At 37.2% G+C, this 13,561-nt stretch carries 17 protein-coding genes; 7 read left to right on the top strand and 10 right to left on the bottom strand.

Translation table 11 applies throughout. The features are described from left to right. Positions 1–78: 78 nt before the first annotated feature. Positions 79–609, top strand: coding sequence for an NMCC_0638 family (lipo)protein (locus AWW73_RS19300; RefSeq protein ID WP_062850137.1), 531 nt, complete (start codon positions 79–81; stop codon positions 607–609). Positions 610–676: 67 nt separating this feature from the next. Here the strand turns inward: AWW73_RS19300 and AWW73_RS15900 are convergent, their stop codons facing one another. Then, entirely contained in the window at positions 677–2,050 is a 1,374-nt protein-coding gene (locus tag AWW73_RS15900; RefSeq protein ID WP_062850136.1) for a dihydrolipoyl dehydrogenase, read from the bottom strand. Positions 2,051–2,197: 147 nt separating this feature from the next. Here AWW73_RS15900 and AWW73_RS15895 point away from each other — a divergent pair, with 147 nt between their 5' ends. Further along, positions 2,198–3,673 (top strand): Ig-like domain-containing protein, encoded by a 1,476-nt coding sequence (locus AWW73_RS15895; RefSeq protein WP_062850135.1) that lies wholly within the window; start codon positions 2,198–2,200, stop codon positions 3,671–3,673. Positions 3,674–3,967: 294 nt separating this feature from the next. Here AWW73_RS15895 and AWW73_RS15890 read toward each other — a convergent pair whose 3' ends face one another. Beyond that, complete coding sequence (locus tag AWW73_RS15890) at positions 3,968–4,303, bottom strand: protein tyrosine phosphatase family protein (protein WP_062850134.1); 336 nt, start codon at positions 4,301–4,303, stop codon at positions 3,968–3,970. A 192-nt stretch (positions 4,304–4,495) separates the two neighbouring features. On the opposite strand from AWW73_RS15890, the gene AWW73_RS15885 reads away from it, so the two are divergent. The 3 genes from AWW73_RS15885 to AWW73_RS15875 are packed head-to-tail and all read left to right on the top strand — an operon-like array spanning position 4,496 to position 6,248. Further along, on the top strand, positions 4,496–5,392 hold the full coding sequence (locus AWW73_RS15885) for an alpha/beta hydrolase (RefSeq protein ID WP_032005586.1): 897 nt from the start codon (positions 4,496–4,498) through the stop codon (positions 5,390–5,392). Further along, a complete protein-coding gene (gene trxC, locus AWW73_RS15880; RefSeq protein WP_057105029.1) occupies positions 5,393–5,830 on the top strand; it encodes a thioredoxin TrxC in 438 nt (145 codons plus the stop codon). It begins immediately after the preceding gene. 1 nt (position 5,831) lies between these two features. Beyond that, positions 5,832–6,248 carry an acyl-CoA thioesterase gene (locus AWW73_RS15875; RefSeq protein WP_057105030.1) on the top strand — a complete coding sequence of 139 codons (417 nt, stop codon included), beginning with the start codon at positions 5,832–5,834 and terminating at the stop codon, positions 6,246–6,248. 70 nt (positions 6,249–6,318) lie between these two features. On the opposite strand, the gene AWW73_RS15870 is transcribed toward AWW73_RS15875, so the two are convergent. From AWW73_RS15870 to AWW73_RS15860, 3 genes are all read right to left on the bottom strand, one after another. Further along, positions 6,319–6,825 carry a nuclear transport factor 2 family protein gene (locus AWW73_RS15870; RefSeq protein WP_062850133.1) on the bottom strand — a complete coding sequence of 169 codons (507 nt, stop codon included), beginning with the start codon at positions 6,823–6,825 and terminating at the stop codon, positions 6,319–6,321. A gap of 77 nt (positions 6,826–6,902) precedes the next feature. After that, on the bottom strand, positions 6,903–7,397 hold the full coding sequence (locus AWW73_RS15865) for a DUF4442 domain-containing protein (RefSeq protein ID WP_016143039.1): 495 nt from the start codon (positions 7,395–7,397) through the stop codon (positions 6,903–6,905). 34 nt (positions 7,398–7,431) lie between these two features. Continuing rightward, on the bottom strand, positions 7,432–7,920 hold the full coding sequence (locus AWW73_RS15860) for a YajQ family cyclic di-GMP-binding protein (RefSeq protein ID WP_016143499.1): 489 nt from the start codon (positions 7,918–7,920) through the stop codon (positions 7,432–7,434). A 91-nt stretch (positions 7,921–8,011) separates the two neighbouring features. Here AWW73_RS15860 and AWW73_RS15855 point away from each other — a divergent pair, with 91 nt between their 5' ends. After that, complete coding sequence (locus tag AWW73_RS15855) at positions 8,012–8,326, top strand: rhodanese-like domain-containing protein (RefSeq protein ID WP_002116171.1); 315 nt, start codon at positions 8,012–8,014, stop codon at positions 8,324–8,326. Between the two features lie 40 nt (positions 8,327–8,366). Here AWW73_RS15855 and mnmC read toward each other — a convergent pair whose 3' ends face one another. The 4 genes from mnmC to AWW73_RS15835 are packed head-to-tail and all read right to left on the bottom strand — an operon-like array spanning position 8,367 to position 11,706. Beyond that, the gene (mnmC, locus tag AWW73_RS15850) at positions 8,367–10,244 is read right to left on the bottom strand and encodes a bifunctional tRNA (5-methylaminomethyl-2-thiouridine)(34)-methyltransferase MnmC2/FAD-dependent 5-carboxymethylaminomethyl-2-thiouridine(34) oxidoreductase MnmC1 (protein ID WP_062850132.1); all 1,878 of its coding nucleotides are present in this window, start codon (positions 10,242–10,244) and stop codon (positions 8,367–8,369) included. A 23-nt stretch (positions 10,245–10,267) separates the two neighbouring features. Next, positions 10,268–10,750 carry an SH3 domain-containing protein gene (locus tag AWW73_RS15845; protein ID WP_016143497.1) on the bottom strand — a complete coding sequence of 161 codons (483 nt, stop codon included), beginning with the start codon at positions 10,748–10,750 and terminating at the stop codon, positions 10,268–10,270. 4 nt (positions 10,751–10,754) lie between these two features. Beyond that, positions 10,755–11,057, bottom strand: coding sequence for a YciI family protein (locus AWW73_RS15840; RefSeq protein WP_005804733.1), 303 nt, complete (start codon positions 11,055–11,057; stop codon positions 10,755–10,757). 34 nt (positions 11,058–11,091) lie between these two features. Next, on the bottom strand, positions 11,092–11,706 hold the full coding sequence (locus AWW73_RS15835) for a septation protein IspZ (protein WP_031949320.1): 615 nt from the start codon (positions 11,704–11,706) through the stop codon (positions 11,092–11,094). Positions 11,707–11,750: 44 nt separating this feature from the next. Between AWW73_RS15835 and AWW73_RS15830 the strand changes: the two genes are divergently transcribed. Further along, entirely contained in the window at positions 11,751–12,602 is an 852-nt protein-coding gene (locus AWW73_RS15830) for a PHP domain-containing protein (protein WP_062850131.1), read from the top strand. 5 nt (positions 12,603–12,607) lie between these two features. Here AWW73_RS15830 and AWW73_RS15825 read toward each other — a convergent pair whose 3' ends face one another. Continuing rightward, entirely contained in the window at positions 12,608–13,519 is a 912-nt protein-coding gene (locus AWW73_RS15825) for a bestrophin family protein (RefSeq protein ID WP_005064169.1), read from the bottom strand. Positions 13,520–13,561: the final 42 nt, after the last annotated feature.

Raw genomic sequence — 13,561 nt, 5'->3', positions numbered from 1 at the left:
TAGTCTCCAATTCTTTAAACTTTAAAATGAATTGTGATATAAAACATATTATTTAAAATGATAACAAGAGTATTAATAATGAAATTTTCAGGATTTAAAATATTTCCCTTTATATTGGCTATAGTACTTAGTTGTAGTTCTATATATGCTAATGAAAATGAGAAAAGTTTATATAGCACAAAAGCCTTTTTAAATATTTGTGTGAGTTCGAGAGGAAATCCAGAATTAATAAATAAACAAGCAAAAAATATGGGATTTATCCAAATGCCTGATGAATATGCTGTACATTTTCTAAAAAATTATAATGGTCATGCTTGGATGATAAGTTCTTCTGAAGGAAAATTTGTTATTACTCAACTCGATAATGGAGTATGTTCAGTATTTATAAATAAAGGAAATTCAACTGAAATTCAAAACAATTTGGAAAGTTGGTTGCCTCCGGAATCTACTGGTCTAACTTATAAAAAGGAAATATCTAAAGATAAAAATTTAACCACAACAAATTATATTATTTCTAAAGATGGAAAGGTTTTAGAGACATGGATTTATACTAGTTCATTTGATAAGAATGCTCCACTAGTTGCTATTATTTCTCATCAAATGAATTAATTAGAGTAAAAAGGAATGTAATGTATAGAAGAGCCAACTTTAATTAAAAGGGCTCTTCTAAAATTGGTTATTTCAGCTGTCTACGCGCATGTTTTAGAGCAGTTCGAAGGCCTTCTTCTAAAGTCGGGTGATAAAAAGGCTTCTCTAGAATATCGTTTAACGTTAACTCTTCCCCGATTATCCAGCTTAATAAATGAGCCATGTGTTCAGTTCCTTCTGTAAATAGTTCAGCACCTAGAAGCTTTTGGCTTTCTCTTTCTATATAAACTTCAATCGCTCCTTTATTCTTTCCAAGAACTATTGCTCTTCCTTGACGTTCATAAGAGGTTTCGCCTGTAATAAAATCTATACTTTCATCTTTTAGTTGCTTATAACTTTTTCCTACGATCGCCATTTCAGGATCACAAAATACAATTCCTAGTGGGGTAAGTGTTTTAATTGAATTAACTTGTGGATAATTCATACAGTTATAAACAACTTTTTTACCTTCATGGGCTGCTTCGTGTTGTATTGGTGTTGAGGTATAAGCATCACCGACAATAAAAATTGGATATGTACTTAACTGTTTGGTTTTAGCATTTATAGGTAATAACTTAATATCCTTGAATGAATTATCAATATTTTCTAGTTTTAAAGTATCGAGTAAACTTGTACGGCCTGTTGCAGATAAAACATATTCAACTTGAAGAGTTTTCTCTTTTTTCTCAAATTTGTAATTTAATAAAACGCTTTCATCACTGCATTTAACTTCACTTGGTAAAGTCTCGAATAGAATAGATAGTTCTTTTTCTAGCTCTTTTTGTGCAAGTTGTTGAAGTCTAGAACTAGTTAATATTCCAATTCGTTTACTGCGAGCAAAGATTGTAGTTGCTACCCCTAAACGATGCATAGCTTGGGCAATTTCAAGTGCAATCACACCACTACCAATGATACCAATAGATTTAGGCAGTGTTTTCAACTCAAATATTTGATCTGTTGTTATAAGTCGGTTTCCAAGTTCTTTTTTCCAAGTTTTATCATAATTAGGAGTTGAACCCACCGCCAGAATAAAACTTTTTGATTGGAACTGTTTTCCATTAACTTCTACAGTTTGTGCATCAATAAAATGTGCTTTACCAGAAATTTTATGCTCTGCAGGCCATTGTTCTACATCTTTTAAGGTTGCTTGTGTAAAACGATCACGTAAAGTCTGTACATGCTGCATCACTTGTTCAGTATTAATTTTTGCAGATACATCCAAAGCAACCTCTTGAGCATTTTGAATGTCAAACATTCTGTTTGCTGTAGAGATGAGAACTTTACTTGGCATACAGCCTACACGAGCACAAGTGGTATCCCATGGCCCATCATTTATAATTAAAATATTATTTGTATGTTTAACGGCTTCTTTATATGCACTAATACCAGCAGTACCGGCACCAATAATAATAATATCGAACATTATGAATCCTGATATCTATAAATTTTTCATTTAATGAGTTACATAATAAAACATAATGTAATTTATGTTTACAGAGTGTGGTGAATATGATTACACTAATAAAATAAATAATTAAAAAATCTTATACCTTTAGGAAAGATTGGGGAAATGAAAAGTATGTATAAAAAACAACTTACCTTGAAGTTGTCAGCTATTGCTGTATCAATTATGTTAGCAAGTTGTGGTGGGGGCGGTGGTGATGGTTATTATCAAAATGGCTCATCCAATAGTAATTCATCTGAAAACAATAACAGTGGATCACAGCAGGCCACTGCTACAGCTTTAAAGATCGAATTAGATAAATTATCAGTTGCAGCGACGAATGATACTTTAACAGTTACGGTTAGAGCTTTAGACAAAAATAAAGGTGGTGTTGCTGGTGCTAATATTAATTTGGCGTTAGTTGATCCAACAAATAATGTATCTCTAGAAGGGGTATCAACTCAAACTACAGATGCAGCAGGTAATGCTGTATACATTATAAAAACTCCAAAAACATCAAGTTCAATAAATGAGTTGGTGAAAAATGGTTTTAAATTAATTGTATCTACAAATAATGGTGCGCTTACTCAAGAACAGACTGTAACAGTAACAGGTAGCAATAGTACCGTTGAGGCTGATACCACTAGTATTGTATTGTTTGATGCTACAAAAACTTCTTTAAATGTTAGGGGAGACCAGACAACTGTTACATTAACAGCTGTAGATGCAAATGGTGCAACTTTAGCAAATCAAGCGATCACACTTAAAGTTAAAAATTCAGTCTCAAACGGTGTTAGATTTACACCAAATGCTACTCAAACTGATGCAAATGGTCAGATCACCTATACTTTATCTTTTAATGAAAATCAAAGATCCTCATCATATAGTGTTGCTCAATTTGTAACAGATGATCTTGTTTTAGAAGCTAACTTTGGTCAATCAACAAAAATTTATACTTATAAACTCGATGTCGTTAATTCTGATGTACCAGTCGCAGTAGGTGCAATTGCTGTAGCATATAATCCGACAACTATGGAAGATACAACGGATGGAGTCTATTACTATAAAAATATCTCAGTACAAGTAACTGATGTGGATGGTAAACCGATACCAAATCAAGATGTAGTTATGGGAGTTAATGCTCTTGCCTACTATAAAGGTATATTTGATTTTTTTGACACTTCTAATCCTGCAGATGGTAAACCAGATGAGTATCTTCCTGCTATCAGAATCGCATGTACTTCACCGGTTCAAGCTGTAAATATTAATGGTGAAGTTATTAACCAATTAAAGCCGCTTAAAGAAAACTCTACAGTACAAGTTGTATCGTATATTAATAATGCTGGTACTGCTGCAACCAATAATAAATACACAACAGACGGGAACGGACGCTTTGACCTTAAGATTCAATATCCTAAAATTTATGCGTCTTGGTTAACTGTTCAGCTAACGGCTAAATCTACAGTTTCGGGAAGTTTAATTAAAGGGTCTACATCTCTTACTTTAGATTACTTGAAAAAGGATGTCACTGTGAGTGATCGTATTGCCCCGAATATATTAAGCCCATATGGCATAGATCCAAATTGTGCAAATGGTAAGTAATATGAAAAGAAGCAGCATTTAAGCTGCTTCTTTTTTTTTAAAGATGTGTACCCATCGTTACTCCGACAGTAGGTTTTACCTGCATTGAGGAGCATGCGCTAACGATTAAACAGCTTAAAAGAACGAAAATAAATTTATTCATAGAAAATTAATAAATGAATCAAAAGATATAAATACTCTAAATTAATATTATTTTTAGTTCTGTTGAGTTCGTGCAGAGATATGCAAAATAATTTATCAAAAACCCTACTTTAAAGAAGAAAATAGGGTTTTAAAGAATACCAATTTTTAAACTTAGTCGTCTAACAAATCCATTTGTTTTGCTAATTGATATAGATTATTTGAACGGTTTCCTGTGCGGCAGAACATCAGCACAGGTTTTGGCAATTCATTATAATGATTAGCAAAAGTACGTACATCTAGCTCAGTAATCTGTCCAGCTACAACAGGTTGATAAACATAGTCTAAGCCTACTTGACGTGCTGCTTCTTCAATCTGGGCGCTTGTAGGTTGTTCTGGACCGCCTTCCATATCTGGTCGGTTATTAATAATAGATTTAAATCCTTTTTCTACAACTTGGCCAACGTATTCTGGACCAATTTGACCTGCGAAACCAACATTATCTGACATTTCGTCACTCCAAAATTTAACAAAACCTCTTATGCTGTATCATAGCATTAAGCTTAACCTGAGATACAAGACACTAAAAGGTTGTTCCTGCATAGATAAAACTTATGTCATAGAACAGCTCTAGATTTTTAAAAGGCGATCAGGATGTTTTTTGTAAATTCATTACTTCGACCATAATGCCACGGAGCACATATGCACGCTTATACGGTTGAGCCTTTATATGTTCCATGTGATCAGGAAATGATCGCAGCTGACTTTTATATTCCAAAAACAAATAATAAATCTGCGGTAATTATCATGGCGCATGGTTTTGCCGGATTGCGTCAATTTAAACTCATTCAATATGCCCAGCGATTTGCACAAGCAGGTTACGCTGTTATTTTGTTTGATTACAGATATTGGGGCGGCAGTACTGGCAAGCCTAGAGAAATGGTCTCCATCAATTCACAATTAGAAGATTGGAAGACGGTGATTCAGTATGCTTCGACTTGTAAACTCGTAGATAACAGAAGGATTGTGCTTTGGGGGACTTCTTTAAGTGGGGGTTATGCGCTAAGCCTAGCTTCTGAGTTAAAGAATATTCAAGCGGTTTTAGTGCAAATTCCTTATGTAGATGGCGCTGAAACTGCCAAGCTCTATCCTTTGCAGCGCTATCCCCAAGCATTAAAGCTATCGAGTCAGGATTATATGGGATCAAAGATGGGGCTTAATCCAAAGAGGTTGCCTGTTGTTGATCAACATAACCTATGCTTTATGCCTACTGCAGATAGTTATTATGGCTATTTATCGATTGTGAATCCTGACTATTATTGGAGTGGGGAAGTTCCTGCTCGTGTCTTTTTTAATCTGATGCGATACCGTCCAATCCAAGTTGTGCGCCAGATTAATATTCCTGTTTTATTTATTGCTGCTCAAAAAGATTCACTTATTCCTATTGAGTCAAGCCGTGAAGCCGCGACAAATATTGCGCCTTTTGTGAGTTATCATGAATGGGATATGAAACATTTTGATATCTATCACGGTTCATGGTTTGAAAAAGCAGTGATAACCCAATTAGAATTTTTACATCAGCATATAGGAGTGATGTAAATGATTATTGTATGTGCATCGTGTGGTGCTAAAAACCGAGTTCCGGAAGAAAAATTTTCAGAGCAACCAAGCTGTGGGCAATGTCATCAGCCATTACTACCGCTTGCACCAATTGAGCTAAATGAACAAAATTTTAGTAACTACATCACGAATAGTGATCTACCTATTCTTATAGACTTATGGGCAGAATGGTGTGGACCTTGTAAAATGATGGCTCCACATTTTGCGCAGGTCGCAAAACAGAATCCAGGCGTTATCTTTGCCAAGATTGATACCGAAGAATCTCCTCGCTTGAGCCAAGCTTTTCATGTGAGAAGTATTCCGACACTTGTCTTAATGAATAAAACGACAGAGGTCGCGCGTATTAGCGGTGCATTACGTGCGCCTGAATTGCAACAGTGGCTCGATCAACAACTTCAAACGAATTTCGGGAGCTAAGGTGTCAGAAGCTTATACCAAACCAGAAGGAATTTTATCCTTACAAACGATTGCCATGCCAGCAGATACAAACTGGAGTGGTGATGTATTTGGTGGATGGATTGTGTCACAAATGGACTTGGCTGGAGCAATTCACGCAGAACGTTTCAGTCGTGGCCGTTGTGCTACGATTTCTATTAATCAAATGACCTTTTTGGTTCCGGTAAAAGTTGGCTTTGTCATTAGCTGCTATACCAAAATTTTAAAAGTTGGAAATACTTCTATTCAGATGCAAATTGAAGTTTGGGATAGTCATGATGACTCTCGTGAACCAATACGCATTACTGAAGGAGTCTTTACATTTGTAGCAGTAGATGTAAAAGGTAATAAGCGTCAAATACCCGAAGAAGCGAGACAAAAGTTCTTAGATATTCAATAAAACGTATAAAGCCTGAATATCAGTATTCAGGCTTTAATTTTTAATTTCGACAAAGAACTCATTTTTAGGATTAAAACATCGTATTTGTATTTTTGCTTTGCTCAGGAATATTTTGTATTACATCCCAATGCTCTACGATTTTTCCATTTTCTACACGAAATATATCAACAATCGCTCTTCCTCGATCTTTTTCATTTTCAGTCGAATGGACATGTAAAACGACAAGATTACCTTCAGCAATTGCACGTTTAATCTCATTTTTAGCTTGCGGATTCTTCTGGAATTTTTCAGTGAAGAAATTAACAAAAGGTGCTTTGCCATCTGGAACATTAGGATTGTGCTGAATGTATTGTTGACCAATATAGCGGTCTGCATATTCTTTGACTTTATGTTTTAAAAAGACACCTTCATAAAAGTCGGTCACTATTCTTTTGTTTTGAGCGCTTACTTTATCAATTGTTTCTGATTTAGCCGAAGTTACTTTACTGATTTTAATGTGGGGTTCGGTGGCGTGAGAACTTATTGTTGTAAATATTAAACTGGTAAATAAAGAGGAAAGGATTAGTATTTTTTTCATTTTTAACCTCAAGATACAAAATATTAGTTTTTATATCTTGAGGTAAATAACCATCTAAAAATACTTTAGATTAGTTATTATTTCTTACGTTTAGGTAACCATGCCCACAGCATTTGGCATTGAATTGGTTCATTGCCTGCGTCATCAATCACAGTAACAGGAATCACAAGTTCACCCTTCTCATTATCTGCAATAAACTTTTGTTGTTCAGCAGACAATGTCGCTGTAGCAGTCAAACCGCCTTCAACCACTTTTAAATAATCTACATGTAACGATTTGATTAATAAAATGCGATTATCAGGAATATGTAAACCGGTTAGAAAGCCTGTTGCAGTTTCTGCTAAAAGAGCCATAGCCGCAGCATGCACTCCCTTAATATGATTCTGCATATTTTTTTGGTTATCTAAACGGACAATAACGTGGTTTGAGTCTACTTCCAGATAGCGAATATTTGCTGTACCCACCATTGGCACGATACGACCAAACGCCTTGCTCCAAAGCGTGCTCCGAATACCTTTAGGGAATTTTGAAGTTGCTTTTACTAGTTTTGATAGACGGTTGGATTGAGACATGGGATTACCTTAGCTTTAAATGGCCGACAAGATATTAATCTTTAAAGTTATTAAACTGTAATGGCACACCGAATTGTTGTTCACGTAAAAAAGTCATGACTTGTTGTAAGGTGTCACGCTTTTTATCAGTCACACGAATTTTGTCGCCTTGAATAGAAGATTGCACTTTAACGCCACTTTCTTTAATGGCTTTATTAATTTTTTTTGCAGTATCAGAGTCAAGACCGTCTTTAAGTTTAATAACTTGTACAAAATTTTTGCCTGAAGCAGCGGCTTTTTGTGGATCAAGTGCTTGAACATCAATTTTACGTTTATAAAAATGATTTTCTAACATGTTATAAACTTGTTCACACTGGAAATCACTTTCGGTACTGATTTTGATTTCTTTATTTTTTTCGTTTATTTCAACTGAAACATCATGACCACGGAAGTCAAAGCGTGTTGCAATCTCTTTTTGTGTGTTTTGTACAGCATGATTAACTTCAAATAACTCTAATTCAGAGACAATATCGAAAGAAGGCATAGTTTAGACCTTTACAAAGTGAAAGAATATTTGAGATGCTAAGAGGGTTTTCTTCATTTGCCAAGTGTTGTTTACATCAAAGGAGTGCACAATGATCCGTAAACAAGAAATTACAACATTTGAATTCCCAGAAAATGCTGTTATCTGGGATGTCCGTGATACTAATGCTTATGCAGAAGGGCATGTTAAAGGTGCGGTGAATCGCCCAATTAATGATTTGAATGCTGATATTTTGAACCAGGTCTCTGCGGGTCAGCCGATTTATATTTTATGTGGTGGTGGTAGCAAAGCTCCTCGTGCAGCTGAGAAACTAGAAGGATTGGATGCCTCGCGTGAATATGTCGTGCTGATGGGCGGGACACGTGCAGCTCGTGATGCTGGCTTGCCCTTAGAGCAGGGCGCATAAAAAAAAGCACCTTCGGGTGCTTTTTTATTGAAGTAAATTATTACGGCTTAAAATAAGGCTTTTTAGGTTTCACTTTCTTTTGGAACCGTTGAGGATTCAATTTTTGTAATAGGCGGTCCGGCACTGGACAAGCTTCTCCTAACATCAGGGCAACTAAGATTTCACTGCACAGCGGGGCAAATAAGAAGCCTTTAGAGCCAAGACCTGCAAAAGTAGAAATTCGACTATTCTCAAGCATTTTTCCAACCAGAGGAAAATAATCCAAGCTTTGTGCCCGTATAGATGCACGCCCTTGCCATGTCGAAGGTGACGGTAATTTTTCAGCATATTTAGGGAATACACTGTGGATTAATTCAAAGTTATGCACATGGTCTTCGATAAGTACATCTTGATCTTCACGATTTGGGTAGAAAGACGCGCCTAAAATCATCTGTGAGGCATCAAGTTGCATGCAATAGCCACCATAGCTATAAGCTTCATTTAAACGCAGGGGAGCAATCGTATTATTAACCCAGCTCACTTGTCCACGTATTGGTTTTAACTGCGGATAGCTTTCAAATAAAGCAGCACTTTCTCGAGCACAGCACACAACAACATGGTCTGCCTCAGCAATAACCTCATTATCAGCATGCAATTGAACTTTATTTTCAAAAGGAACCAGTGCTTTGACATGGGCAATTTTTAGAGCAATTAAAGGGTGTTGTAAAATTTCATCACGTAGTTGATGTGGTGAAACGGAACCAGCCTCAGTTAGTAATATGCTTGAATAATTAGTATCAAGTAAGTTCGTTGAGTTGGTAACAACTTGAGCTGGATACTGATTTACCAAATCGAGAAGTTCATCTGCATTTTTCAATGCAATTTGCTGTATTTGTAGTGGGCGGAATGCTTTGAAATTTTTATAAAAATTTAAAGCATGTTGCCAACTTAAGGTCATGAGATGTTCATGACTTTGTTCAATTGGACATAGTTTTGGATTAAGTAAGGCTAAAGGATTTCCAGAGGCACCCGATAATGCTTCTGTTTGCTCATATAAGGTGACTTGATGTCCACGTGCTGCAAATGCCCACGCCGCGGTTAAACCTGCTATACCAGCCCCTACAATCGCAATATGCTGTTGTTCTGTACCGAGACCGAGTGAGTCTATTTGCTTTAATTGTGACTGCTCTTCATTAGTTTCAGACAGTTTCCAGACCGCTTTAAGCATTTCTCGTTTATGTCCAAAACCACGCGGACGAGAGATATCGATACCATGTGCTTTTAGCCCACGTTTTAAAATGCCAGCGACACTAAAAGATGCAAATGTAGTGCCATAATCCGAGAGACGGACAATATTGTTTAAAACATTTTGTTCCCACATGTCAGGGTTGCAAGATGGGGCAAAGCCATCTAAAAACCAAGCATTCACAGCTTTAGTTTTAGCCATGCTTGGGAAAATTTCTTGCGCATCTCCAAGCCATAGATCAATACTAAAACGTTCTTTAGGGAAGGTTAAGCGATGACATCCGGCAATAGGCAGGGGGTATTGTTCAATTAACTGATCCGCAAGCGGTTTAAGCTCATCCCAGACATTTAAAGCGCGAATAAGATCAGCTTTACTTAACGGAAATTTTTCTACGCTAATTGCATGTAAATGGCTTTGATTATTAGGACGGACTTGTTGCCAAAGTTGCCATAGTGCAAGAATATTTAAACCCGTACCAAACCCGGTTTCTCCTACACTGAAATATTCAAATTCTTTTAAATTGGCTAATCGTTCTGATAAGTCATTACCATTTAGAAAAACATGTCGTGTTTCAAGTAGGCCATTATCTTTAGAGAAGTAGACATCACCAAATTGTTTGGAAATGGGAATCTCGATACCATCGACAAATTCCCAGTCCAGCTCTGCTGTTTGGATACGGTTTGATACGTTCATTGAGTTTAATAGATCGCTTGGTATTACCACTGGCGTCGACGTTTTGTATGAATATAACTAGCAATAAAGAAACCTAGCAATACGCCACCCGCTAAGGTAACAGCGCCATATAAAAACATTTGAGCACTTCGTTCGCTTTGTAAGACTTGAACCTGAACAGAGAGGTTATCATTTTTTAGCTGTAACTCTTGGTTCTGGGCGAGCGCTTCAAGGTTGGCATGTTCTAGCTGTTTTAAGCGAGATGCCTGATCTTGAACTAAGGCTTTGATTTTTGCATCTTGCTGTTGCTTGTTCTTTGCGAGCTGTTCTGCTGTAAGCGGTTTTGTTGCAGTTGGTGCTGTCGTCGCTGCTGTTTTAACTCCAGTTGCAGGTGTTGGAGTTGGTTTAGCTGCTTGAGTTGAAGGCGCACTTGGAGAAGGCGTTGCTGGTGTCGCAGCAGGTTCAACTGCCCCAGCAGTTGAACATATCAAACACAAGCCAAGAAAGCTTTTGGTTGCAAGCTGCATGCGATTACCCTTTTGGAAATGCTTTATTAAACGGTTTTACATCAACGTGTGCATAAATGCCTTCTTTAACAAATGGCTCTTCTTTTAACCATTCATCTAATGCTTCGCGACTGTCGAACTCAACAATCATGGTGCTGCCATAGAAGCCTGCTTGCGGATCATTAGGATCTTTTGGCATAGCACCCGCTGTAACTAGGCGGCCTTCATCATCGAGTTTTTGTAAACGTTCGATATGCTGAGGGCGTACTGCCAAGCGTTTTTCTAAAGTTCCTTCGTTATCGGTACAGCTTAGAACAAAAAAAGGCATGTAATCGTATCTCTATAATCAATCTGGAAGCATTTTAAGCGTCTGGTGACTTAAAATGTTTACGTAAAATAATGAACTGAATAATGATAAATGAAAACATCACAATCATGTCACCAAATGCAGTAAATTCGCCCCAATATTTTCCGCCTTGAAATAAAAATGCGAAGAATACATGCAGACAAGACATCACGACAAACATTGCTGCCCAAGCGAAGTTAAGATTTTTCCAACCTTTTTCACTCAAATCTAAAATAGGGTCAAATAAGCGTTGAATGAGTGGCTTACGGTCTTTACCAAACCAAGGAGATACCAGGAATGCGCCAGCGAAAACTAAATTTAAAATCGCAGCCTTGAGACGAATATAGAAATCGTCACTTAACATGAGGGTAATGCCACCAAAAATGATAGTCATAAACAATACAAACCACTGTTGTTTATCTAGACGAAATTTTTGGAAAACAAATAGGGCACCATATACCACAAGCATTGAAATAATTAAGCCAGTCGTCGCTACAAGAATATTATTATTATCGACACCACCAGCAGACCCGATCAGTTTCAGTAAAGGATGCTGGGTGTTAGTTGGATCAACTGTTTTATATAAATAGAAGAAAATAATTAATGGAACAAAGTCCAGAAGTGCTTTCATGTTAGAGTATCTGATCAGGTTTGGCGAATGGCATAGTATAAAAGATGCAAGGCATAGATTTACATACACATAGCAATATTTCTGATGGAACTTTGTCTCCAGAATTACTGGTGCAAGCTGCTATTGATGTGAACCTACATACATTGGCTTTAACTGATCATGATACAATGGATGGGTTGCAGCGTGCAAAAATCGCTGCACAAGGTCATGATTTAAATATTATTTCTGGTACAGAGATTTCTAGCCAGTGGTCGCGTCCAAGCACTAAGAAGAGTTATGGTGTACATATTGTTGCTTTAAATATGCAAGATGAAGCACCAATTTTAGAAGCATTAGAACAACAAAAAAGAGTTAGGGCGCAAAGAGCTAAAGTGATTTGTGAACTGCTGGAAAAATGTATTGGTTTTCAGATTTATGATGATGTTCTTGCAAAAGTAGAACATCAAGCTGACAGAGTAACAAGAACACACATTGCTAAAACATTGGTCGAGAAAAATGTCGTGGCTCGACCTCAACAAGCTTTTGACCGTTTCTTAAAGGAAGGAAAGCGTGCCTTTGTAAAGTTCGAAGGCTTAGGATTAAAAGAAACCATTGATGTGATTCATCAAAGTAAAGGGTTTGCCGTATTAGCTCACCCAACGCGTTATGATTTATCTGCAACCAACGTTCGCTATTTAATTGAATTGTTCGCAACATCCGGTGGAGATGCAATTGAATTACCTCCACCTATTGAACCTCTATCCACACGCCAGATGATTGATCGAATGATTGAACAATATCAGTTGGCGGTTTCAATTGGCAGTGATTTTCATGGTGAAAATATGCCATGGATTAAACTCGGAAATACGCCCAAACCCACTGATAAGCAGCATGGGATTTGGGAACGTTTTCTTTAAACTTTTTACAATAAGTTGTTGTCTTGAGCCTGAATAGGCGGTGGAGTAGGTTTACCGAGTGTCCCTAACAGTTCAATCTCGATACTACGTACCATAGCATCTAGCGGCAAATCATTACTTTGAGTACCGAATGGTTCTTCAATTTCAGAACTTAGTGCATCCAGACCTAAGAATGTGTATGCCAAAATCCCCACCAATAAAGGCGTTGCTAATCCAAGCAATGAGCCCAGACTAAACGGCAACATAAAACAGAAAAAATAGACTGTGCGGTTGAGTAAAACTGAATAAGCAAATGGAATTGGCGTATTAGCAATTCGGTCACAGCCAGTCTGGACGACGCTTAAGTCAGCAACATTTTTATTCATTTGTGCATAAATAATGTCAGAGATTTCACCTTCTTTAAGCGCTTGCAACAATTCCCAGTGAATGAGGCTAAGTGTGTACTGAGGGGCGTTATTTTGTTGGTAGAGTTGAGTGAGTGCTTGCTGACTCATACCACTGGTTTGTATTAACTCAGTTGGATTCGCCGTTTGGCGACGTAAACGGTCACGTAATACATTTGCGAAAACAATCACGTGTTGAATCACACGCTCACGGCGAGCTTGGGTTAAAATACGACAGTCTCGGTCAAAATGACGCGAAGTTGCAATCAAAACGCCCCATAATTTTCGGGCTTCCCACCAGCGGTCATAACACGCAGTATTTTTAAATCCTAGGAAAATAGAAAGTACGACACCAATGAGTGTAAAGCCAACCAAAGGAATCTCTGGAAAGCGATAAAGATTGATGTATTCCACTCCACCAATGATTGCCGAGATCAGCATTACAACGCCTAGGGAGGGTAAAATTTTGGGTAAAATTGTGCCTCGCCAAGAGAATAATACTTTGAAAATACTAGGCTGTTCCCGAACAATCATTTTATTTTAAACGTCGCTATTTTTGTTTTGATCTTCTAGGCT

The organism is Acinetobacter lactucae (assembly GCF_001605885.1).
Taxonomy (GTDB): Bacteria; Pseudomonadota; Gammaproteobacteria; order Pseudomonadales; family Moraxellaceae; genus Acinetobacter; species Acinetobacter lactucae.
This window is presented reverse-complemented; position numbering and strand designations above follow the sequence as displayed.